Annotated in this window: 21 protein-coding genes and 1 pseudogene; 11 read left to right on the top strand and 11 right to left on the bottom strand. The window is 59.2% G+C overall.

The features are described from left to right. The first annotated feature begins 318 nt into the window (after positions 1-318). Positions 319-1,041, top strand: coding sequence for an SDR family NAD(P)-dependent oxidoreductase (locus GPL81_RS30110; RefSeq protein WP_160109714.1), 723 nt, complete (start codon positions 319-321; stop codon positions 1,039-1,041). A gap of 305 nt (positions 1,042-1,346) precedes the next feature. Here the strand turns inward: GPL81_RS30110 and GPL81_RS30115 are convergent, their stop codons facing one another. Beyond that, positions 1,347-2,426 (bottom strand): saccharopine dehydrogenase family protein, encoded by a 1,080-nt coding sequence (locus tag GPL81_RS30115; protein ID WP_160109715.1) that lies wholly within the window; start codon positions 2,424-2,426, stop codon positions 1,347-1,349. Between the two features lie 197 nt (positions 2,427-2,623). Between GPL81_RS30115 and GPL81_RS30120 the strand changes: the two genes are divergently transcribed. Continuing rightward, on the top strand, positions 2,624-3,427 hold the full coding sequence (locus tag GPL81_RS30120) for a type 1 glutamine amidotransferase domain-containing protein (RefSeq protein ID WP_160109745.1): 804 nt from the start codon (positions 2,624-2,626) through the stop codon (positions 3,425-3,427). 169 nt (positions 3,428-3,596) lie between these two features. Then, entirely contained in the window at positions 3,597-4,598 is a 1,002-nt protein-coding gene (locus tag GPL81_RS30125) for an acetoacetate decarboxylase (ADC) (RefSeq protein ID WP_425502632.1), read from the top strand. A gap of 45 nt (positions 4,599-4,643) precedes the next feature. Here GPL81_RS30125 and GPL81_RS30130 read toward each other — a convergent pair whose 3' ends face one another. Further along, on the bottom strand, positions 4,644-5,087 hold the full coding sequence (locus GPL81_RS30130; protein WP_160109747.1) for a MerR family transcriptional regulator: 444 nt from the start codon (positions 5,085-5,087) through the stop codon (positions 4,644-4,646). Between the two features lie 251 nt (positions 5,088-5,338). Here GPL81_RS30130 and GPL81_RS30135 point away from each other — a divergent pair, with 251 nt between their 5' ends. Further along, positions 5,339-6,169 (top strand): alpha/beta fold hydrolase, encoded by an 831-nt coding sequence (locus GPL81_RS30135; protein WP_096510421.1) that lies wholly within the window; start codon positions 5,339-5,341, stop codon positions 6,167-6,169. Between the two features lie 206 nt (positions 6,170-6,375). Here GPL81_RS30135 and GPL81_RS30140 read toward each other — a convergent pair whose 3' ends face one another. Beyond that, a complete protein-coding gene (locus tag GPL81_RS30140) occupies positions 6,376-7,269 on the bottom strand; it encodes an AraC family transcriptional regulator (RefSeq protein WP_160109717.1) in 894 nt (297 codons plus the stop codon). A gap of 184 nt (positions 7,270-7,453) precedes the next feature. Between GPL81_RS30140 and GPL81_RS30145 the strand changes: the two genes are divergently transcribed. The 3 genes from GPL81_RS30145 to GPL81_RS30155 all read left to right on the top strand — a co-directional run bounded on the left by GPL81_RS30145 (position 7,454) and on the right by GPL81_RS30155 (position 9,366). Further along, positions 7,454-7,855 (top strand): VOC family protein, encoded by a 402-nt coding sequence (locus GPL81_RS30145; RefSeq protein ID WP_160109719.1) that lies wholly within the window; start codon positions 7,454-7,456, stop codon positions 7,853-7,855. Beyond that, on the top strand, positions 7,852-8,829 hold the full coding sequence (locus tag GPL81_RS30150; protein ID WP_160109721.1) for a saccharopine dehydrogenase family protein: 978 nt from the start codon (positions 7,852-7,854) through the stop codon (positions 8,827-8,829). The genes GPL81_RS30145 and GPL81_RS30150 overlap by 4 nt, the downstream gene beginning before the upstream one ends. 72 nt (positions 8,830-8,901) lie before the next feature. After that, the gene (locus GPL81_RS30155; protein ID WP_160109722.1) at positions 8,902-9,366 is read left to right on the top strand and encodes a nuclear transport factor 2 family protein; all 465 of its coding nucleotides are present in this window, start codon (positions 8,902-8,904) and stop codon (positions 9,364-9,366) included. 244 nt (positions 9,367-9,610) lie between these two features. Here the strand turns inward: GPL81_RS30155 and wrbA are convergent, their stop codons facing one another. After that, positions 9,611-10,213 (bottom strand): NAD(P)H:quinone oxidoreductase, encoded by a 603-nt coding sequence (wrbA, locus tag GPL81_RS30160; protein ID WP_160109723.1) that lies wholly within the window; start codon positions 10,211-10,213, stop codon positions 9,611-9,613. Between the two features lie 210 nt (positions 10,214-10,423). Further along, entirely contained in the window at positions 10,424-11,347 is a 924-nt protein-coding gene (locus tag GPL81_RS30165; RefSeq protein WP_160109725.1) for a LysR family transcriptional regulator, read from the bottom strand. 177 nt (positions 11,348-11,524) lie between these two features. Here GPL81_RS30165 and GPL81_RS30170 point away from each other — a divergent pair, with 177 nt between their 5' ends. Beyond that, on the top strand, positions 11,525-13,021 hold the full coding sequence (locus GPL81_RS30170; protein WP_160109727.1) for a DUF1254 domain-containing protein: 1,497 nt from the start codon (positions 11,525-11,527) through the stop codon (positions 13,019-13,021). Positions 13,022-13,043: 22 nt separating this feature from the next. On the opposite strand, the pseudogene GPL81_RS30175 reads toward GPL81_RS30170, so the two are convergent. Then, positions 13,044-13,226: pseudogene (locus tag GPL81_RS30175) on the bottom strand (SDR family oxidoreductase); the annotation flags it as partial. A 186-nt stretch (positions 13,227-13,412) separates the two neighbouring features. Between GPL81_RS30175 and GPL81_RS30180 the strand changes: the two are divergent. Continuing rightward, the gene (locus tag GPL81_RS30180; RefSeq protein ID WP_121102518.1) at positions 13,413-13,643 is read left to right on the top strand and encodes a hypothetical protein; all 231 of its coding nucleotides are present in this window, start codon (positions 13,413-13,415) and stop codon (positions 13,641-13,643) included. A 121-nt stretch (positions 13,644-13,764) separates the two neighbouring features. Here the strand turns inward: GPL81_RS30180 and GPL81_RS30185 are convergent, their stop codons facing one another. The 3 genes from GPL81_RS30185 to GPL81_RS30195 form a co-directional block, all read right to left on the bottom strand. Beyond that, entirely contained in the window at positions 13,765-14,259 is a 495-nt protein-coding gene (locus GPL81_RS30185) for a PaaI family thioesterase (protein WP_096510428.1), read from the bottom strand. Positions 14,260-14,567: 308 nt separating this feature from the next. Further along, complete coding sequence (locus GPL81_RS30190) at positions 14,568-15,872, bottom strand: MFS transporter (RefSeq protein ID WP_160109730.1); 1,305 nt, start codon at positions 15,870-15,872, stop codon at positions 14,568-14,570. 48 nt (positions 15,873-15,920) lie between these two features. Further along, positions 15,921-17,099, bottom strand: a complete 1,179-nt coding sequence (locus tag GPL81_RS30195; protein WP_160109732.1) for a M20 aminoacylase family protein — start codon at positions 17,097-17,099, stop codon at positions 15,921-15,923. 141 nt (positions 17,100-17,240) lie between these two features. Between GPL81_RS30195 and GPL81_RS30200 the strand changes: the two genes are divergently transcribed. Then, positions 17,241-18,194, top strand: a complete 954-nt coding sequence (locus GPL81_RS30200; protein ID WP_160109734.1) for a LysR substrate-binding domain-containing protein — start codon at positions 17,241-17,243, stop codon at positions 18,192-18,194. Between the two features lie 308 nt (positions 18,195-18,502). Here GPL81_RS30200 and GPL81_RS30205 read toward each other — a convergent pair whose 3' ends face one another. Beyond that, a complete protein-coding gene (locus GPL81_RS30205) occupies positions 18,503-18,796 on the bottom strand; it encodes a hypothetical protein (protein WP_160109735.1) in 294 nt (97 codons plus the stop codon). A gap of 69 nt (positions 18,797-18,865) precedes the next feature. After that, positions 18,866-20,578, bottom strand: a complete 1,713-nt coding sequence (locus GPL81_RS30210) for an ABC transporter ATP-binding protein/permease (RefSeq protein WP_160109736.1) — start codon at positions 20,576-20,578, stop codon at positions 18,866-18,868. Between the two features lie 106 nt (positions 20,579-20,684). Here GPL81_RS30210 and fhuF point away from each other — a divergent pair, with 106 nt between their 5' ends. Continuing rightward, positions 20,685-21,401 (top strand): siderophore-iron reductase FhuF, encoded by a 717-nt coding sequence (gene fhuF, locus GPL81_RS30215; protein WP_246219009.1) that lies wholly within the window; start codon positions 20,685-20,687, stop codon positions 21,399-21,401. Positions 21,402-21,603: the final 202 nt, after the last annotated feature.

Genomic DNA, 21,603 nt, shown 5'->3' on the forward strand with positions numbered 1-21,603 from the left:
TCGCCCAGTTGAACACTGGCTTGACGCATGGATTCTGGTGACATGCGAAACGTAAGCATGCGCGAAAATCGCGGGACTGCAAGCAGAACCGCGATTTCGAGGGGGTTAGCGTTTTGCGCCGGGCGCGGCGTCTTGCGGCCCGACGCAATGAAGACAGATTAAGCAGCCTGAACTCCGTCAATAGGTCGGAACACCAATACTTCCGGCCATAAACTTGACCAACCCTAGGCCGAAAATGATGGTTTTACGGCCTTTACCGACATACGGGCGCTCAATACTCTGGCCCTATTTCATACACCCGCCTTTGGAGCAAACCGCATGACTCATAAAGGCACGGCCGTTATAACCGGCGCTGGTACAGCAATAGGCACAGCTTTCGCCTACCGACTGACTCAGCGGGGCTACGACTTGATTTTAATTGCGGTGGATCGGCCGCAATTAATGACGCTCGCTGCGGCGCTCACTGACTCCAGCGGACGATCGGTGGAAGTGCTGAATGCCGATTTGGCAGTGTCCGCCGAAATTGTCCGCATCGAGGCCCTGTTAAGCCTGGACGCCAGTATCACATTGCTCATCAACCATCACGACATCACTGAGGCGAATGAGATAGGGGCCTCAATTGCCTTGGGGATCACCGCTCCCGTACGCTTGTCTTACGCATTGGCAAATGGTTTCGTAAAGAGGGGCGCCGGAACGGTTATCAATCTGGTGCCCGTGTTCGAGGCGAGTTCCGGTGCTGCCATTGAGTCAGCGAATAGCGCTTTTTTGCTCTCGCTATCCCATGCGCTGCGGCAGCATTTCAATAAAGTTGCAGTACGTGTTCAAGCAATTTTGTATGCAGGTTCACAGCAGACCCAATATCAAAGCGCAGTGGCCATTGTGGATGCCGCGCTAGAGGATTTTGATTCTGGAGAAGCCATCTCGCTACCCAAGCTTGCCGATCGGGTGGTATGGAATAAATTCGAGGTTGCCCGGCTGGAATTGCTCAGTCGGGTAGCAGGGGGCCCCAATATCGTCTCACCTGCACGTCTGCTCCATTGACCTGCGGTGGGTAGCGAGTGCGTGTCTCCCCGCTAAGTGATTGCAGGCATCCTCGTCCAAATAGAGCGGATATCCCGGCCATTTTAGTTCAGCAGCCGACAAGGACGACTACGCCTGTCTTCAGTCAGCTGGCCCAGCGACCACCTGGTGTCCTGTTCATCCTGCCTGCGTGGTATTGCTCCTGTGGATTAGGGTTACGTCACCTATTCGATAATACCCGCAAGCGCCTTCCCCTGCGTGTGAATCCCCAACCTGGGAGTCTATGTGTTGGGTTTCCTGTTGATCGTTTGCTTCGACCGTTTGTTCTATTCGACCTTCAAGGCGCCTGACCCTGGCAAGTCCGTCACCAGATCGACCCCCATCAGCCTCGCGGGTGTGTAGGTGCCGCCAGCCGGACGCACCTGCAACAGGTAATCGACCACGGTCAACGCACCGTAGATCGTCAAGCTGTAGACGTTCGCGGTATGCACGCGTGCCACTTTGCATTCTCCGCGAGCGTTACGGGCTTCGCCCCACACATAGGTGCCTTGATCTGCACGCTTTTCGTCATCCGGGCCGATCACCGTCTTGCCGATGCGTGCCTTGAGCAGCCTCTGCACGAACGACAAACCCAGTAGCGGACGGATGAAGTTGGCGAGCCTGGCGCCGCGAATCATGCCGGCAGAGCCCGGTATGAACACCTCGATGTTGGGAATGCCGGTGGTGTGCCAGGCCGTGGAAACGTCACCCCAGGGAATGGTCATCGCCAGCTTCTCGCCGTCGCCGAAGTCGATACGACGCACCTGATAGGCCAACGCAACAGACACGATTTTCCCGTCGCGACGAATCTTGCCGCCCTGCGCCATGCCTTCGATTGACGTCTTGGCAGTGCCAGGCGAAAAGCTGGAACGGGAATCAAAACCCAGCGCCAGATGCGTTGCATCCGGCAGCGCACGCTTGAGTGCAGCGGCGACACAGTCAGTGGGGATCACGTCGAAGCCGACGCCAGGGCAAATGACGACGCCCGCCGTTTGCGCACGTTCTTGCAGGGACTGGGCATGTTCGAATACGGCAATCTCGCCGGTGATATCCAGGTAGTGCGCATTGGTCCGCAAGCAAGCATCCATCATCGGTGCAGCGGTCGCCGAAAACGGCCCTGCGCAATGCAGAACCAGACCATGGCCCTTGATCTGGGCGAGCAATCGCGCCTCGTCATCCAGTCCGAAAACACGGGCTTCAAGACCCAGCTCCCGGGCCAGGGCCCCGATCCTGTCGCGGCTGCGTCCCGCCAAAACCGGCCTGAGGCCGCGCTTGACGGCTTCGCGAGCGATTAGCTCGCCGGTATAACCATTGGCGCCATAGATCATCCATTTCATCTGCGTCACAGGGTTGTCTTGCTGACTCATGCATTGCTCCTGACAGGATTGATGAAGTGCCTTATTGCCTTGCCCAATCAGCGTCAGACGCTAACGTTGAAGTCAGGTTTAGAGTCAAGCAGAAGTGTGCCGGCGCCGGCGGCAAACGTTCAGAAGTGCAGGGGGGTTGACCTTAAAGAAAGGTTTAAGGTGAGCATGCACGGACATGCATGACTGTTGGAACCCTGATGATGTTGAAGACCTTTCTTTCTTGTGCGTTGGTATTGATAGGCGGTGTTTTCATGACCTTTTCAAATGCTGAGCCGAACGCTTCCACCGCTATGGCGAAGGATCGCCAGATATTGGTGATCATGACCAATCACGCCAGTTATCCCTCACGAACCGACACCACGGGGCTGTGGCTGACCGAGCTGACGCATTTCACCGATGTGGTGGAAGCGGCCGGCTACACGACGGTTTTTGCCAGCCCCAAGGGTGGAGCGGTTCCTTTGGACGAACGCAGCCTCGGTTGGCTCTATATGGACAAGGCCGCCCGTGAGCATTTGCAGTCACCGGCCTTTCGCGCTCGACTGAAAAACACGATACCGATTGCCGATATCGATCCGTCCCGATTCAGCGTCATCTATTTCACCGGGGGGCACGGTGTCATGTGGGACTTCCCCGCAAACCCGGACCTGCGTCGTGTCGCCGAAACAATCTACAACCAGGGCGGCATCGTATCGGCCGTCTGCCATGGCGTAGCGGGACTGCTGGACCTGAAAGACGAGCAAGGCCGGCTGATCATCAACGGCAGAAACATCACCGGGTTCTCTGATCGCGAAGAGCTGTTTTCAGGCATGAAGCGTCAGGTTCCCTTCTTCCTGGAGGACAGGCTGGTGAGCCAAGGTGCGCGTTACCGCAAGGCCTGGCTGCCCTTCACGCCATTTGCCATCACCGATGGAAGGCTCGTGACGGGCCAAAACCCTCAATCGCCCAAGGCCGTGGCTGAAGCCGTCATGGCCTTGCTCTCCACCGGCAAGACAAATCGCTGAATCCTGGTCGATGGCACGCAAAAACAATCCTGCGAGTGAACTGAAAAATCTGTCTTTCCAGTGCTTGACCTTAAAGTTCAGTTTAACGTTAAGGTGATTTCAGGCAGGCCCCGGAAGCCGGCCCTGGCCGACGCCAACAAGCCGATGCAATCACCTGGAGAGAGACAGATTGAAACTCGCAAGCGCCGTTTTAACAGGATTGCTGTTCAACACACTTGCCAACCACGCGTTGGCGCAGGTGCCTGAAATGCCCAGCCAGACCGACACAGCCATGATCGATATCGCCGGTCACCCGGTGCCCGTCGTCAAGGGCGGTTTGTATGATCGCTTTCGCTCCAACCCTCCGTTGTCGGTGATTGCAGCAGAAGTGCCGGGCGTTGATTTGAGCTGGTTCAAAGGATTGGAGAAGAACAAGGTCGACATTGGCTTTGAGTCGTACTCCCCAAACTTTTACTACCAGAACAGTCGCGTGACGGCTGTCTATACGGCAGATCTGGACAGGCTCCGGGCACTGATGCCGCCCGAAGTATTGGCCACCGTCCAGCCGCTGCAAATCTGGCCAGGTCGAGGCTTGATCGCGTTTACCGCGTACACCTATGAGCACTGTGATAACGACGCTTATAACGAAGTGGCTGTGTCGATCATCACCAACAAACCTGGCAAGGCCAATCTGGGCCCGTTCACGTTGATTGGCCAGTCGATGTCTGGAGATTTCTGGGGCTATGTGCTCAAGCTGCCGGTCAATACCGAGCTGGCGAGGGTTCGCGGTGTCGTCGGTTACAACCTGCCGAAATGGCTGACGGGCATTGACCGAAAAGAAGATGCCCGATCGGTGGTCTATGACATTACCGACAACCAGACCGGCAAAGTGGACGTGTCCTTCAAAGCGAAGAAGCTCGACGACCTGTCCAGCGACGTCGATATCGTCACCAGCAGTTTCACCAATCTCGATCACCACGGCCAGCTGGCCTATGGGTATGCGGTTTCCCGCCAGCTCAGCCACGGCTCCAGCAGAAACGCGGATTCGGCAACCCTCACGCTGGGCGGCGGTAGCCTGTCGAACTACATCCGCTCCTTGAAGCTGGGGAAAATGATGAAATACGAATACGTGCCGGCGTTCCAAAGTGCGCTCTACGCACCGAAACCGTTAGCGGCACTGGCCGCGCACTGATTCGACGACCCGGAAAAAACTGTCAGGCCTCACAAGCCTGACAGGTCACGCTTTACTTGCTCGGCCGCGTGGTGCTGGCGCCACACCTTCCTCGCGCAGACGATGCAACAACAACTGAGTGTTATCCACGCAACCCATGCCTTCCGGCTTGCTTTCAACGCCCTCGATCACCAGCAGCAGTTGCGCTTTATTCTGCGCCAACCGTTGCTGGAGGATTTCGATTTCCTCGACCTTGCGCTTGAGCCCACTGAGCAACGCTTCCTGCTGCCAACCGTTCGCGTTCATCGGCAGTAATTGTCGGATTTCATCCAATGAAAAACCCGCCGCCTGGGCGCCCGTGATGATCTCCAGAACCCACTCCGTGTCGGGCGCGTAGTCCCGATACCCATTGGCTTTGCGCGCGACAGACTTGATCAGGCCGCTCGCTTCGTAAAAGCGGATGCGTGAAGGCGCCAGTCCGCTGATTTTCGCCAGTTCGCCTATTCTCATATTCCGCTCCGGAAAACCATTGACCTTAAAGTTGACTTTAAACCTAAAGTGATTTGGCGGCCAAGCGACGCAGCGGTCATGCGTTGCTAAAACGCCATGGCATTCAGGGGCAGGAGAAAACCAAACCAGGACCATTCCCTCTGAACCACCTATTGGATGGCCTGCACGTTGTCTACAAGGGCCACGTTCAACAAGGGTCACGATCAGAACACGAATGGTCATACCCTCCATTTCATTCAGGAGATGCGAACATGGGTTATGTCACTACGCAGGACGGTGTTGAGATCTTTTACAAAGACTGGGGTCCACGGGATGCCCCAGTGATCTTTTTTCATCACGGATGGCCGCTCAGCGCGGACGACTGGGATGCACAGATGCTGTTTTTCCTGGCGAACGGTTACCGGGTGGTTGCACACGACCGACGTGGTCACGGGCGATCCAGTCAGGTCTGGGACGGGCATGACATGGATCACTATGCAGATGACGTTGCGGCCGTAGTCGACCATCTTGGCGTGCAGGGTGCAGTCCATGTGGGCCACTCCACCGGCGGTGGTGAAGTCATCCATTACATTGCGCGCCACGGCGAAGACCGGGTGTCGAAGGCAGCCATCATCAGCGCCGTACCACCCTTGATGGTTCAGACGCCGAGCAATCCAGGCGGCTTGCCGAAGTCGGTTTTCGATGACTTGCAGGCCCAGCTCAAAGCCAACCGCGCCCAGTTCTACCATGATGTTCCCGCTGGACCTTTCTACGGTTACAACCGCCCGGGTGCAAAACCGTCCGAGGGCATCATCCTCAATTGGTGGCGCCAAGGCATGATGGGTTGTGCAAAGGCACATTACGACGGGATCGTGGCCTTTTCCCAGACTGACTTTACCGACGATCTGAAGAGCATCAAGATCCCCGTGCTGGTGATGCATGGTGATGATGATCAGATCGTGCCATATGAAAACTCCGGGCTCTTGTCAGCCAGGCTCTTGCAAAACAGCACGCTGAAAACCTACTCGGGCTTCCCGCATGGAATGCCCACAACGAACGCCGATACCATCAACGCCGATTTGCTCGCTTTCCTGCGAGGTTAGGCAGCAGGGGGGTGGCTAAAAACTGCCCCCCATTTCCTTCAAAGCCAAAAAACGATGCGTTGAAGATTCGACCAAGTGGCTAGAAGTTGAGCTGACCGAGTGAGCGTTTCTGGCCGGTTGCTACCTGTCGCGAACGGCAGTTGACGACCCATGGCGGACGCCAAGTCCTGGAATTAAATGAGGCATATCCAAGAGTGACTGCCGGCCTACCTTTTCTCGCCTCGGGTTTCTCCAAGAATTCTTGCAGTATCGCGCGCGGGCGGTAAGCCAAACACCCGTGCGTAATCGCGACTGAATTGCGTAGCGCTTTCATAGCCGACCTCAAACGCCGCATGGGTGACACTTTTGGCGTTGGCAACCATCAGCGTCCGCGCCTTTAGCAGGCGAACCCTTTTCTGATACTGCAACGGGCTCAATGCAGTGACGGCTTTGAAGTGACGGTGGAACGCCGAGACGCTCATCGCAGCACGGTCCGCCAGTGCCTCCACCCGTATGGATTCAGCGAAATCACGGCGAATGTACTGAATGGCCAGACTGACCCTGGCCATGGCGCTATCGGGGGCCGCGATGTCACGCAGCATCCAGCCATGAGGCCCTTGCAGAACACGAAACAGAATCTCACGTTCGTAGACGGGCGCCAGGGCCGCAATCTCTTCGGGCCGATTCATCAAGCGCAACATGCGTACCCAGGCATCCATCAGTTCAGGTGTGACCGGGGCGACCGAGAAGCCCGCATTCTTGTCGTATTGCCCGTCGGGCTTTGGAAGGTCGGCCAACAAGGTTGCCAGTACTGTCGGATCGAGTGTCAGGCTGACAGCGAGGTAAGGCTCACCATTGGCACTGGGGTGTACTTGGCCCACTGCCGGCAATTCAATGGACATCACGAAATACGTCGCCGGATCGTAGCGAAGCGTACGGTCTGCGATGGTCATCGATTTACTGCCTTGCAGGATCAGGTTGATCATCGGCTCGTAAACAGCTGCCAGCATATGCTCAGGAATTTCACCCTGCACCATGGCCACGCGCGCAATGCCCGTCTCTGTGCGGCGGTTTTCAGCTCGTGCAGCTAAAGCCCGAAGTTCTTTCAGTGGGTTCGTCATAAGCGGCATCTGAACTCAGGCCGATGCACCCACGCAAGCAAAAAGCAGAAACAGGCAGGATTTGAGCAGGAACGGCTGCGTTCATGGCGAAGGCGATGGTTACTGTAATGACTCAATTCAGTGACATTGGAGAACCTTATGAGCGTTGTCGTTATTACCGGTGGCAGCCGGGGAGGCATCCGCAATGCTTGATCATGTTTTTATCTCGGTCAGTGACGTTGAACGCTCGATCCGTTTCTATACCGCAGCGCTGGCTCCGCTTGGCATCACCGGGCGGCTTGATTACGACGGTAAGGACGGTCCGCCAGGCCATCCGGATCTCAAGGGCTTTGGTGCCAATGGGCGGGTATTTTTCTGGTTGCGCGAGGGTGTGGTAGAGGGGCGGGCGGCGCATGTTGGCTTCGTGGCGCATAGCAAGGCTGAAGTTAATGCCGCCTACGCAGCCGCCATGGAGCATGGCGCTATCGACAACGGTGCTCCAGGTGCCCGACTGCATTACGACCCCAATTATTACGCCGCCAATGTTCTTGATCCGGACGGCTACAGTCTCGAATTCGTCTACAAAAACTGGCAGCACGCGCAATGAATAAATTAATGATCTACGGCGCGACTGGCTACACAGGTCGCATGGCTGCCGAGCATGCCAAAGCGCTGGGGCTGGACGTTGTTATTGCTGGGCGAACGGCGGAAAAGCTGGAGTCACTCGCTCAGCAACTTGATATCCCGTATCGAGTGTTCAGCCCGGATGCCCCGACGGCGCAAGCGTTTGAAGGCATCGGTGTACTGCTGAATTTTGCAGGGCCTTTCGCTCGAACGGCGCAACCCTTGATGCACGCATGCATTGAGGTCGGGGTCGACTATCTGGATATCACCGCTGAGATCAATGTCTATCGGCTGGCGGAACAGTTGGGAGCACAGGCTGCGCAAGCTGACGTCATGTTGTTGCCTGGCGTTGGCTGGGACGTGGTGCCAACAGACTGTCTGGCGATGCATGTCGCCCGTCGCGTGCAGAGTCCGCAGACATTGAGAGTGGCGCTGCAGGTGGCCGGATCAATGTCACGGGGTTCGGCCATGAGTGTCAGCGAGATCATGGGGGCGGGTCTTCTGGCGCGAGTTGACGGACAGCTTTTGGCAACACCGGATGCGCAACCGCGACACTTCGATTTTGGCCAGGGTCAGGCGTTGTGCGCTCCGTTATCGTTCGGTGACCTGGTCACCGGTTGGCGCTCTACCGCTATCCCGAATATTGCCATGTTTGTGCATATTACCGGCGACGCGTTCCCCGAAGGGGATCTGTCACAACTCCCGGACGGCCCAAGTACTCAAGAGCGTGACGATCATCGTGCCCGTGCAGTGGCTGAGGTGGTAGGCGCTGACGGTACGGTTGCGCGCTCAGTGATCGAGACCGTGAACGGCTACAGCTATACACCTTTGGCCGCAGTGGAGGCAGCACGTCGGGTGTTGTGTGGCGATCGACGAGCCGGTTTTGAAACGCCGGCGCGGGTGTTCGGCATCGGATTCGCCGAGACCATTGCCGGTACGACCATTACCGATTATTAGGGCGCTACAACGCCTCGATTTCATACAAAGCCCGGAACCGTTCTCCCCCTCACTTCACATAAGGCGTTATCCATGTCGTCCAAATACCTTCAGGAAACCGCAGACAAGCTCTCGGTAGTTGAAACACTTTACCGATTCGCTGCCGGTATCGATTTGCAAGACAACGAACTTCTCGCATCGGCGTTTGCGGAAAATGCAGTTTCCGATTTCAGACCCGCGGCTGCCAAAGCGGGCTTTGAATACCCGGTGCTGGAAGGTCGGGACACGATCGTCGCGGCGCTGTCCGGAGCGCTCAGTCACGTCGAAACCACGCATTCGGTGACTAACCCCCGCGCCAGCGTCAATGGTGACAAGGCACACCTGGATGCACTGGTGGAGGCGCAGCACGTGCTGAAAAACGATCTGTCGCGCCATTACCTCATGAAAAACCGTTACGACGTGGAAATGGTCAGGCAAGGCGAAGTTTGGCTCATTGAACGCGTCACGGTCGACAACGTCTGGCGCACCGGTGACCTGGCAGCTCTTTTCGGTAATTGAAAAAGGCATTCGGGAAGCGTCTGACTCGCCAACCGGGTCAGCGCATCCCGGACGTGCAGCCTTACTCGGAGGCAGGCTTGAGCAGCAGCCTGGTTATGTGACGGCCAGAGTGGGGGAGAGACTTGGCCGTCACACGATTACCGGCACAGCGTTCAGTCGGGCATGAAAACGAAGGGGACCCGGGTTCAAGCCGGCAACGTTCGACGTCCGCCCCAGGCGTCAGGATCCCCCTTTTCTGCTTGCATTAACTGGCGATCTTTTTTGCAAGTTCAGCAACGTGCTTGCCTTGGAAGCGCGCAATATCCAGTTCATTTTGTGACGGTTGCCGTTTCCCGTCGGCCCCGGCCAGAGTGGTGGCACCATAGGGTGTACCGCCGGTGATCTCATTCATATTGGTGAGCCCTGCGCAGGTGTAAGGCACACCCACGATGACCATCCCTTGATGCAGCAGTGTGCTGTGGAATGACGTAATCGTGGTTTCCTGGCCCCCGTGCTGGGTTCCCGTTGACGCGAAAACACTACCGATTTTCCCGACGAGCGCGCCCTTCATCCACAGCCCACCGGTCTGGTCGAGAAATGTGCGCATCTGTCCGGCCATGTTGCCAAAGCGTGTCGGAGTACCAAAGATGATGGCATCGTAATTGGCCAGCTCGTCAGGTGTCGCGATCGGGGCCTGCTGGTCGAGCTTGACACCGATGGCTGCCGCCTGTTCGGCCGGGATGGTTTCAGCCACACGTTTGAGCGTCACATCAACGCCAGATACGGATCGTGCGCCATCGGCGACGGCGTTCGCCATGGTTTCCAGGTGGCCATACATTGAGTAATAGAGAACAAGTACTTTCGCCATGATTTTGTCCTGGGTTGGGACCCATTCGTCGGTTCGAAGAACTTGAATTACCCCGCTGCAACGAAGAGCAGCGTAGGCGTAGGTCGGCAGCCGCAGTCTGCAGAGACTTTGACGGCGTCCGGACTTAACACTAGCAGCTCCCCAGGGTGCCTGCCGTCAGTATCAGCCGCTGGTCGAGCTCTGAATCAAGCAGAAGCCGCGTGGGCTCATTCAATCGATGGTTTCTCCTTCTTTCAATTGCCGGTCATATTCGACGATCGCTTCAATCGCTTTTTCCGCCATGGGTGAGAGCGTGCGATGCGCGAGATACGCGATGGCGAATTGCATGCTGAAGGCTTTTGCATCCTCGAGGACGATCCGGCGCAGCGTGCCTGCTGCCAGCTCACGCCGCACGGCGACCAGCGGGCCGCAGATTGCAGTGTCGGAGCATTCGGCGATTTCCTTCAGGGTCGTGAAGTTATTGCATTCGGCGCTGAATTCCAGATTTTCAGACGGCTTGTAACGCAGGCGTTTGCGTAATTCTTCGCGCATCGCTTCCGGCACCGGTACGGCAGCGATGCGCGCTTCGCGCAGATTCGCCGTCATGCATTTCGCCTTTTCGAAGATCGGATGCTGCGGCCGGGCGAACCACCCGCATTCGTACGTGGACAATGTCACCACCGCCAGTTTGGGCGTCCACGGCACAGCGCGTTTTTCGGCAATAAAGAAATCGATTGCCTCGCCATGCAATCGCTCCAGCAACGTGTCCCAACTTTCCGCTTCCATTCGTAGTGCCAGCTGCGGGCACGACTGTGACAGCCTTGCGATTACGCCTGGCACGAAAACCGTTGCCGGGTAGGGGCCGACGCCGAAACGTACGTCGCCCAGACTGTGCCCCTTGAACAGCTTGATATCACGGTCGAGCGCCCGGCTTTCGAGCAGCACTCTGCGCGCACGCTCCACCACCAGTTTTCCCGCTGGCGTGAGGTCTATCCCGCGGTAGTGGCGATCACACAATTGCAGATCAAGCGTTTCCTCCAGTGCCTGAATGCTGCGCGTGAGTGCCGGTTGGCTCAAATGCAGTTTTTCCGCCGCGCGGGCGAAGGCGCCTTCGTCGGCCAGCGTGACCAAATGCTCCAGTTGGCGCAGATTCAAGGTATGCGCTCCATGCAATATCTCCATAATTATTATGCAAATGCATTATAGGTTTGGTTCGTTTAGATTCATTCTGAATTTACAATAAAAACGACACGTAAGGAGCAAGGAGCCATGTACCCGCCTAGCCGCTACAGACTGGAGCGCCTTTGGAGTCCGACGGCGCCCGAAACACCGATGTTACAAACTTCCAGGATGATTGCACTGGCGCTGCCACTCGGTTTTGCCGCCGTGTTGAGTGCTGCTGCCACGACTGCACTTGCCCACACAGAGGCAACGCCAGTGCAGGCAATGACCGCGCTTTCGGGTCCGGACGCCAATACCCGGATTACCGAACCCTACGCGCGCCTGGTGGCGCGCGACGCCTGGTTCTGGGCCTGGCCAATGGTAAACATCTACAACCGCCGCCTGGCCAATACCAAGGCGCCCGAGCAGGGGCTCGTCGGTGGCGTGCTGCCGATGTCTCCGTTCAATCGCGTGACCATGCTGAGCGATTACATCAAGCCGGAACAACGCGCCATCGCTTGCCCTAACCAGGATGTCGTGTATGGCGCCGGTTACATGGCACTCGACGTCAGTCCGGTAGTGATCCAGGTGCCGGACTTCGGCGAGCGCTTCTGGGTCTATCAATTCTCCGACCTGCGTACAGACAGCATCGCCGGCCTTGGTGCGATGTACGGCACCAAGCCGGGCTTCTATCTGGTCGTCGGGCCGAACTGGCAAGGCGAAGTGCCCAAGGGTATCGCCCAGGTGATCCGGGCGAGGTCCGATGCCGCCTTCATCGGCCCGCGGGTTTTCCAGGATGACACACCGCAGGACAGGCAAGCGGTGCAGGAGGTGATCCAGGGTATCAACGTCTACCCGTTGGCCGAATACGACGGCACTATGAAACGCCGCGACTGGCGCAAGCTGCCGATATTCCCCAAGCGCGCTGACGGCACGGGCGAAACCCGTTGGGTGCGCCCCGAGGTCTTTTTCGATCAATTGCCGCTCGTGCTGGACCTGGCGCCGCCACTGGCAGGAGAAGAGGCGCGCTACGCACAAGTGCTGGCGGTGATCGCCGCTGCACAGAAAGATCCCGCGCTCAAGCAGGCGATGATCGACGAGGCGGAAAAAGCGGACCGGGAACTGGTCGACCCGTTGCTGCAGTTCCGCAACTGGGGCATTGCGCTGCCGCATCACTGGACCACCATCACCAACGGCGCGCGCTTCGGCACCGACTATTTCACGCGCACCGCCGTAGCGAAGTCGAACATTCTGGTCAATGCACCGAACGAGACGCGCTACTTCTATCAGGACCTGGATGCCGCCGGCATGCGACTCAACGGTGCGAATACCTACACCGTCACCTTCGCCAAAGGTCAAGTGCCGCCGGTGAAGGGTTTCTGGTCGCTGACGGCGTATGACGCGTCACACTTTTTCGTGCCCAACCCGCTCAACCGTTATTCGCTCGGCACCAAGAACAAGGACCTGAAGATCAACGCTGACGGGTCGCTGACGTTCTACGTACAGGCCGAGTCGCCGGGTGTGGACAAGGAAAGCAACTGGCTGCCGGTACCGAAGGCTGCCGATTTCTCGCTCTTCCTGCGAGCCTATTGGCCGGAAGAAGCAATCACTCAAGGCCGCTGGACGCCGCCAGCAGTGGACAAAAGCGTTATAGCGTCCAACAACTGATTGATACCTCTGCTAGCGTGCGTTACCGGCCAGCGCTCTGGCCGCCGTCGACGTGCAGGATTTCTCCAGTAATGAACGCCGCCGAATCCAGGAACAGGATGGCGCTGGCAATTTCGCTGGCTTCGCCCATGCGCCCCAGTGGATGGAGGCTGCCCAGCATCTCGTAATATTCCTCACTGTGCATGGGCGTCTTGGTGACGCCCGGAGGTGTCTGCCGTGCGTTGGTATGTGCGACTTAATACCCACGTATGTTCAGCGTTGCTCAAACAGGTGCATTTCCCCGTGGAATCATTAAGTTACTTAATGGTCATAGCCAGGGCTGAACGTTGTCCGGATGAAAAATTCCGGGCAGCCATAACTTTTCAATACCTCCAACGTTTAGGGCGTTCCAATGAATCGCGCAATCATCATGACCCTGGCCATTTTCAGTTTCTTCTTGTTGGGAGGCTGCGGCCCTCACTGGGATGATGGAGAAAGGTACGGCCGATACCACGACCATGATCATCGACGCGGCTACGACCAAGGGGATGACAATGATCAAGGCTATGACCGCCGATATGATCGTCGTGACTATGATCGCGATCACCGTCGTTACCGCGATCGCGACGACAACGACGATTGATGCGTTCAACGTCCTGGAGGGGTGGGGCGAGGCGTAACGGGTGAATTAAAAGATCGCAGCCTGCGGCAGCTCCGGCAGGATTATGTGCTGGACCGCTGGCTGCGTTCTTTTCAGCGGCCCATCAGCGCCCATGCGCCGAGTCCGCCAATTGCCCGGTATCGACCCGGACAAACACCGAGTCGCCCACCGCCGTCAGCACATCCCCGGCGTAGACCTCGCAGATCACGCGGGTCTTGCGTCCTACTTCGCCTTCCACTTTCGCCCGCAGGGTCAGCGGCACGCCCATGGGTGTCGGTTTGATGAACTTGATGCCCAGGTTGCCGGTGACGCAATTGATGCGGGGCAGGCTGGCGACTTCGCGCTGTTCGGCGCGGTAGTGCCAGGCCATCGCCGTCCAGTTGGAATGACAATCGACCAGCATCGCGATCAAGCCGCCGTACACCAGGTCCGGCCAGCCGCAATACTTGTCATCCGGCACATGCTCGGCCACGACGTGCTCGCCGTCCTCGTGCCAGTAACTCTTGATGTGCAGCCCGTGGGGATTGCTGCCGCCGCAGCCGTAGCAAACGCCGTCCGGCGCGGCGGTATCTTGCAGGGAAGTGTCGAGCGTGGTCATGCCTTGATCATCCTTATTTTTGTAGGAGCGAGCTCGCTCGCGATGGTCGCCAACGATAACGCGTGCTGCTGTTGCGGTGCCAGAAACGCATCATGGAAGTCATTGCGCAACGCCTGACAGCCGACCAATACCTTCCCGATAAACACGGCCCAATTGTAGGAGCGAGCCTGCTCGCAATGGTCGTCAACGATAACGCTGGCTGCCTGACACCACGCGGCGTTCTGTCGTCCATCGCGAGCAGGCTCGCTCCTACAGGGAACTGCGGTCTGCTTTGGCTTTTGATCTTGATCTGCCCCGTCGGATCCAGGTCAGTCCAGCGGCCTTCCAGCCGTCTCCCTGGTCATCGCCAAACCGATCAACGTCATGCCCAAACACACCATCACATATAACGCCGGCGCATTATTATTCCCCGTCAACCCAATCAACCCGGTCGCAAAAAACTGCGCAAAACCCCCAAACACCGACACCCCCAGGCAATAGACAATCGACAACCCGGTAGCACGGATCGCGCGCGGAAACAGCTCGGTCACCAGCACCAGAGTCGGCACGGTGATCAACACCAGCAACAGGGTAGTAACCAGGGAGACAGCCAACAGCGTACCCAGCGTGGGGTACTGGTTCATCAACATGAACGCCGGATAGATCAGCAACAGCATCGGAATCGCGCCCAGGGCAACAGTGCGGCGACGGCCGATGCGGTCGCTCAACCGCCCAGCCCAGATCGACAGGCTGATCTGCACCAATGCGCCGAGGCAAGCGGCAGTGGTGCCCATCTTCATCGGCAGGTGAAGCACTGTGACCGTGTAGTTGGTCATGTAATCCAGCACGATGTAGCTGGATGCCGTGCTGCCAATCACCAACAGCACACCGGTCAGCACCGTTCGACGATAGCGCGTGAAGATCGCTCGCAGGCCGGACGTTGCCTGATTACCTGGCGCAGCATCACCGGCGGTTTCCTTCAGATGGCGGCGAATGTAGACGCCGACCGGAATCACCAGGATGCCCAGCACGAACGGCAAGCGCCAACCCCAACTTTCCAGCGCCTCGGGCGACAGGTTCGAACTCAGCGCCAGGGCCACCAGTGCACCGAGCAGGAAGCTCAGGCCCTGGCTGAACAGTTGCCAGCTGCCGTAGTAGCCGCGACTGTTGTCGTCCGCATGCTCCATCAACATCGCGGTGGAAGCACCGACTTCACCGCCGATGGCGAAGCCCTGTATCAGCCGTGCCAGCACGATGATCACCGGCGCGGCGATACCGATCTGCGCATAGGTGGGCGCGATGGCGAACAGCAGCGAACCCAGGGCCATCAGCCACAGCGTCAGCATCATCGCCGGTTTGCGCCCGACCCGGTCGGCGTAGGTGCCCAGCACCAGTCCCCCAATGGGGCGCATGCCGAAGCCGACGCCGAAGGTTGCCAGCGACAGCAGCAACTGCCCCAACGTGCTCTCGACGGGAAAGAACTGCCGGCCGATCAGGGTGGCGAAGAAGCTGTAGACGGAAAAATCGTAGAACTCAAGGCCGGAGCCGATGGTGATGGCCGCGATGGCGCGTGCGCCGATCGGTCGACGCACCGCAGGGGCAGCCGGCATAACGGTAGAAACGGGAGTGGACATGTGGCGAACTCCAGAAGGCGAGGGCGATACCCGGTTGTCGAGGGCGAATCAGGCCAGGAAGGTTTCCACCAGCCGAACCCAATAGCTGGCACCCGTCGCCAGGCAGTCGTCGTTGAAGTCGTAGCCGGGGTTATGCACCATGCAGCCGCCTTCGCCGTCACCATTGCCGATCAGCAGGTAGCAGCCGGGGCAGCGCTGGAGCATCACGGCGAAATCCTCGCTGCCGGTCAGCGGTTTCATGTCGCGAATCAACCCGTCCTCACCGACCCAGTCCAGTGCCACCTGCCGTGCGAATTCGGTGCTTTGCGGATGGTTGAACAGCGCCGGGAAACGTTGTGCTTCATCGACTTCGACGGTGGCACGGGCACCAAAGCTCGCCGCCTGGGCTTGTGCCACGGCGGTGATGCGCGCAATCAGTTCATCGCGCACCTGGGCCTTGAGGGCGCGCACGCTCAACTGCAACTCGGCGTGATCGGGAATCACATTGGCGGCGATTCCGGCGTGGAACGCGCCGACGGTGACCACGGCGGTGTCGAGCGGGTCGATATTGCGCGCAACGATGCTCTGCAGCGCCATGACGATGGCCGATCCCGCCAGTACCGGATCCACCGCCTTGTGCGGCATGGCGCCGTGGCCGCCGACGCCATCGATGCGAATGCTCACCGTGTCGGTGGAGGCCATGAACGGCCCCGGCAGGAAGCCGAGCTTGCCCACCGGCAGGCCTGGCATGTTGTGCATCGCGAACACCGCATCGCAGGGGAACCGCTCGAACAGCCCGTCATCGAGCATGCGCTGCGCACCGCCGTCGCCTTCCTCGGCGGGCTGGAAAATCACCACCAGGGCGCCGTCGAATTCGCGGCTCTCGGCCAGATATCGGGCGGCCGCCAGCAACATCGCCGTGTGACCGTCGTGGCCGCAGGCGTGCATCACGCCTTCGTGACGACTGGTGTAGGGTAGGCCTGTCTGCTCGATGATCGGCAGGGCATCCATGTCGGCGCGCAGGCCGATCATCTTGCCGCCCTGGCCGTTGCGCAGCAGCCCGACCACCCCGGTGCCACCCAGACCACGGTGCACATCAAAGCCCCACTCGGTGAGTTTGCCCGCCACCAGATCGGCGGTGGCGAACTCCTCGAAACTCAGTTCAGGGTGGGCGTGGATGTGTCGACGCAAGGCGATCATCTCGACTTCGAGCGCACGAATGCCGGGCAGCGCAGGCAGGTTGAGCATCAAAAATTCCTCGTTTTTATGGGTCGTTTTTGGAAGTTCGACTGATACCCTGCGATCCTAATGAGTTGGCGAAGACCGCGGCAGTCGCAAAAAAGCGGGGCTGAAAACCCTGGGTTTACACCCAGGGATAGGGAGGAAAGGATGAAGCTGCATCAATTGCGCGCGCTGGTGATGATTGCCGACTGCGGCAGTATCCGCGCGGCGGCGCGGCAACTGGACGTCTCGCAGACGGCGGTGGCCAAGGCCCTGCGCGAGCTGGAGGAGCAGCTGCAATTGCCGCTGCTGGTGCGCAACGCCAGCGGGGTGGTGCTGACCCAATACGGGCAATCGCTGTTGCAGCATGCGCGGCAGATGCTGAGTCAACTCGAGCGTGCGCAACTGGAGTTGGCGCACTTGAGCGATCAGGCCGAGGGGCATTTGCGCCTGGGCATCTCGCCGTGGATGGGCATGACCCTGTTGCCCGAAGTGGTCACGCTGTTCCGCCAGCGAATGCCCCGTGTGCGCCTGGAAGTCTTCGAAGGGTTGATGGCGGTGACCTTGCCGCGCTTGCGCGACGGCACCATGGAATTTGCGGTGGGCCTGGTGTCTTCGTTGCTGCCGCGCCCGGAGTTCGTCTGCGAGCCGATCTGTTCCTACCGGATGGCCGTGGTGGCCCGCCACGGTCATCCACGCAGTGACAGCCGTTCCATTCATGATTTGCTGGATCAGGATTGGGTGGTCAATTATCCCGATGCCAGTCACGAGGGCCTGATGACCGAGCTGTTCTGGCAACACGGCGCGCAGATCGACATGCAACACATCCATCGCGCGCATTCGCCGCAGCTGACGTTATCGCTGATCGAGCAGACCGACATGCTCAGCTACTTTCCGGAGCCGATGCTCACCGTGCCGATCTACCGCGAACGGGTGGGGCGCCTGGCGCTGGCGGAAACCTTCGCCACCGACACCATCGGCATCGTCACTCCACGCAATGCCCAGTTGGGTGTCGCCGCGCAATGCTTCGTCGACTGCCTGTTCCAGGTCATCCGCCGCCGGGCCCGGTCGGCACGGCCGGAGGATGTCGAGTTGTTCGATACGCTGGATCTGTTGATTTGAGTTGCGCCCGATGTGGGAGCGAGCCTGCTCGCGATGGCGGTGTGTCAGTCGCTATAGATGTTGAATGTGCCGCCCCTTCGCAGGCAAGTCGAATCGTCGCACCGCCGCTCCTACAGGTTTAGTGTGTGTCCGCAAAATCCGTGAGCACCACAAATTACTGTGGGAGCTGGCTTGCCAGCGATGAGGCAGGGTCAGGCAGAGCATCACTGACTGACCCGCCACCCTCGCGAGCAGGCTCGCTCCCACATTTGATCTGTGCCGGACACAAACCCTGTGTTCACTGAAGATCCCCTGGGGAGAGCGCCGGCTCAGTTGCACCGCCGGACAAACTGCAAACCGGCCAGCGGCATTCCAACGCCGGCGATGCACAGGCCCCAGACCAGGCCTTCGATGCCGAATGCGATCAGTGCTCCACCGACGACAGTCGCGGGCAACACCGGGAAAAACAGCAGGCCGATCAACAGCGCATGGGCCCCCAGCAGCCTTTTCAAGCGACGTTTGGCATTGAAAATACAGACGATCCAGAACAGGGCCCAGAACGCGATACTCAGTAAATAAAGGGCCAGATGGAGTAAATCCCCGATCATTCCATACCCGTGCATAGTCATCCCTCCGTTGCGGTTCCAGCGTACGCGCACCTGACCTGCTCAAGGCCAGGGATCCATGACTGATTAAGTGGTAACACCTTGAACTGTAGTCGACATTGACTGCTCGAGAATCTCCGAAAGGGCTACAGGCACCACATCGACCACGTGGGTGTGATAGGCCCCGAGGCTTTCGCGGTGGCCGATGCTGACCACGGTCATTTTGCTGGCCGCCAGTGCCTCGTACAGCCGGCGCTCGGCCGTTTCGTCCAGCCCCGACGTGGCCTCGTCAAGGAACAGCAGCGGTGGCTGGATCAGCAAGGCCCTGGCCAGCGCCAGGCGTTGCTGCTCGCCGGGGCTGAGGCGCCGGCTCCAGTCGCCGGTGTCGTGCAACGGCAGGTGCTGCAGGTCTGCCAATTCAAGCACTTCGTCCAGGCGTGAGTCGTCGATCTCGATGGCATCGTCTGCGCGGGTATAAAGCAACAGGTCGTGCAGTGATCCGCCGGGCAAATAGGGTTTCTGCGGCAGAATGAGCAGCCCCTCGCGGTCCAGTTCGGCGCTGCCCCGATGGCGTGGCCACAATCCCGCCAGCGAGCGCAGCAGGGTGGTCTTGCCGACGCCGGACGGGCCGCGCAGCAACAGCCGTTCGCCGGGTGCCAGGTTCAGTGTCAGCGGTTCGAACAAGGGCAGACCGTGCCCGTTCAAGGGGGCGAAAGCCTGCAGGCGAAGGCCCGCGACCGGGCCGGTGACCGGGTCGGTCGGTGCGGGCAGCGCATCGAGCTCGCGCCAGAAACTGCACAAGCGGGTCTTGGTGGCGCGCCATTCGGCGATTTGCGGGTAGCTGCGAATCAGAAACGACAGAGAAGCCTGGATCTCGCCGAAAGCCGAAGCGATCTGGGTCAGTTGCCCCAGTTGAATCTCCCGCGAAAAGAAGCGTGGCGAGACCAGCAACAAGGGCAGGGTAAAGGCGAATCGCTCATAGGCCGCGTTGATCCCCAGCAAGTGCTTTTTCGAGCGCACCAGTTTGGCGTAGTTGCTCAACAGCAGCCCAAGCTGCCCCAGCAACTGCTTGCTTTCCCAGCCCTGGCCACGGGACAGCGCGACATTTTCGGCGTCTTCACGCAGGCGCGTCAGGCCGAAGCGGAAATCCGCCTCGCGGCGTTGTTGCAGGAAATTCAGGCCGATCAGCGGTTTGCCGATCCAGTGCGCGATGCCGCTGCCGATCACGGCGTAGATCAGCGCCAGCCACAACATGTAGCCGGGGATGGCGACCGCATGGCCTGCGACTTCGAACTCCAGCGTGCCGGAAATGCGCCACATGATCAGGCTGAACAGCACCACCAGAATGATCGCCTGCAGCAGGTTCAGGCCCAGGTCCAGGGTTTGCTCGACGAAGATCTTGCAGTCCTCGGCTATCCGCTGGTCCGGGTTGTCGTAGGTCACGCTGTGAAAGCGGCTGCGGTAGTAGCGTTGGCTGTCGAGCCATTTGGCGAGGAAGGCCTGGGTCAGTTTTTCCCGCCAGTTGATCAGCAAGCGCTGTTGCACCTGGAATTTGACCATGGTGCAGGCGATGAAGGCGACGTCGAGCACCAGCAGTTCCACGACGTGATAGGCGAACGCGGCGGCGTCCAGACTCTGCAGCGAGTTATAGAAGCCCAGGCTCCACTCGTTCCAGCGCACCTGGATCGCAATGATCCCGGCCACCGCCAGCATCGCCATGGCCAGGGTCAGCCAGGCGCGACGGCGGCCTTGAGCTGACCAATAAGGGGCGGCCAGCAACTTCATATCATGGATGAACATCAGAGCGTCCTGCCTGGCAAACCCGGGGATTGACCCACCGAGTCGAGTCTTCGGAATTCAAAAAACGTGGTAGGTTAACAGTTCTCAAACTCAGTTACGAAGCCCCATGACGTCTCTTCAAACCACTGCCCGAATGCTCGACGAAACCTTGCTCGATCAGTTGTTTCGTTTCGACGGCGCTTTTTTGCGCAGCACCTGCCGGCTGAGCAGTGACATCGAAGGGCGTGGGCTGCTGGCATTTCGCGATCCGTCAACCTGTGCCGAACTGCTGGGGCTGTATGCCCACTACTATCCCGCGGCGCCTCGGGCCGCCCTGGTGTCGCAATGGTCGATGGACCTGATCTGCGTGACGCTGGCCTTGCCGCTGGCCGCCGCCGCACAAAACCTGCGCTGTCATTTGCACGATCCCCATGTCGTGCTGGACAACGGCATGCCGGTGGCTCAAGTGTTCGCTGCCGGCGAAGCGCTGCCACTGAACGACCCGCTGGCCTTCGCACAACAATGGCTGACTGACGACATCGCGCCATGGGTACAGGCACTGGCCAGCGCCGGACGGGTAGCCCAGCGCTTGCTGTGGAACAACGTGGCGGCCGCCATCAATGTGGCCCTCGATTACTTCCAGATGCCCCACGCGGCACAATGGCGCGAGCGGCTGTTCCGGGAGCGGTATTGGGCCGATGGCACGCGCAATCCGCTGTACGGCTTCCTGCAACTGGCCCCCGGCCCGAGCGGCATGCCGTTGCTGATGCGCAAGGTGTGCTGCCTGCATCACCAATTGGGAGATGCGCGCCCGTACTGCGACAACTGCCCGCTGTTAACCTGACACGGACCTGTAGGAGCTGGCTTGCCAGCGAAGGCTATGTATCAGGCGCCATCATTGTTGGCTGACAGCCCGCTTTCGCTGGCAAGCCAGCTCCCACAGGGTCACCTCATCAGGCATACGCCGTATGGACTTCGACCGACCAACCGGCAGAGGCGCGTCCGTACGGCGACATCGCAGGGGAACACGGACCTGTAGGAGCTGG

This window comes from Pseudomonas izuensis (assembly GCF_009861505.1).
Classification (GTDB): Bacteria; Pseudomonadota; Gammaproteobacteria; order Pseudomonadales; family Pseudomonadaceae; genus Aquipseudomonas; species Aquipseudomonas izuensis.

Bases quoted from the DNA above. Each gene is read 5' to 3' on its own strand.
- GPL81_RS30110 (WP_160109714.1), top strand. From the start codon at position 319: ATGACTCATAAAGGCACGGCCGTTATAACCGGCGCTGGTACAGCAATA.
- GPL81_RS30115 (WP_160109715.1), bottom strand. From the start codon at position 2,426: ATGAGTCAGCAAGACAACCCTGTGACGCAGATGAAATGGATGATCTAT.
- GPL81_RS30120 (WP_160109745.1), top strand. From the start codon at position 2,624: ATGATGTTGAAGACCTTTCTTTCTTGTGCGTTGGTATTGATAGGCGGT.
- GPL81_RS30130 (WP_160109747.1), bottom strand. From the start codon at position 5,087: ATGAGAATAGGCGAACTGGCGAAAATCAGCGGACTGGCGCCTTCACGC.
- GPL81_RS30135 (WP_096510421.1), top strand. From the start codon at position 5,339: ATGGGTTATGTCACTACGCAGGACGGTGTTGAGATCTTTTACAAAGAC.
- GPL81_RS30140 (WP_160109717.1), bottom strand. From the start codon at position 7,269: ATGACGAACCCACTGAAAGAACTTCGGGCTTTAGCTGCACGAGCTGAA.
- GPL81_RS30145 (WP_160109719.1), top strand. From the start codon at position 7,454: ATGCTTGATCATGTTTTTATCTCGGTCAGTGACGTTGAACGCTCGATC.
- GPL81_RS30150 (WP_160109721.1), top strand. From the start codon at position 7,852: ATGAATAAATTAATGATCTACGGCGCGACTGGCTACACAGGTCGCATG.
- GPL81_RS30155 (WP_160109722.1), top strand. From the start codon at position 8,902: ATGTCGTCCAAATACCTTCAGGAAACCGCAGACAAGCTCTCGGTAGTT.
- wrbA (WP_160109723.1), bottom strand. From the start codon at position 10,213: ATGGCGAAAGTACTTGTTCTCTATTACTCAATGTATGGCCACCTGGAA.
- GPL81_RS30170 (WP_160109727.1), top strand. From the start codon at position 11,525: ATGTTACAAACTTCCAGGATGATTGCACTGGCGCTGCCACTCGGTTTT.
- GPL81_RS30180 (WP_121102518.1), top strand. From the start codon at position 13,413: ATGAATCGCGCAATCATCATGACCCTGGCCATTTTCAGTTTCTTCTTG.
- GPL81_RS30185 (WP_096510428.1), bottom strand. From the start codon at position 14,259: ATGACCACGCTCGACACTTCCCTGCAAGATACCGCCGCGCCGGACGGC.
- GPL81_RS30190 (WP_160109730.1), bottom strand. From the start codon at position 15,872: ATGTCCACTCCCGTTTCTACCGTTATGCCGGCTGCCCCTGCGGTGCGT.
- GPL81_RS30195 (WP_160109732.1), bottom strand. From the start codon at position 17,099: ATGCTCAACCTGCCTGCGCTGCCCGGCATTCGTGCGCTCGAAGTCGAG.
- GPL81_RS30200 (WP_160109734.1), top strand. From the start codon at position 17,241: ATGAAGCTGCATCAATTGCGCGCGCTGGTGATGATTGCCGACTGCGGC.
- GPL81_RS30205 (WP_160109735.1), bottom strand. From the start codon at position 18,796: ATGCACGGGTATGGAATGATCGGGGATTTACTCCATCTGGCCCTTTAT.
- GPL81_RS30210 (WP_160109736.1), bottom strand. From the start codon at position 20,578: ATGTTCATCCATGATATGAAGTTGCTGGCCGCCCCTTATTGGTCAGCT.
- fhuF (WP_246219009.1), top strand. From the start codon at position 20,685: ATGACGTCTCTTCAAACCACTGCCCGAATGCTCGACGAAACCTTGCTC.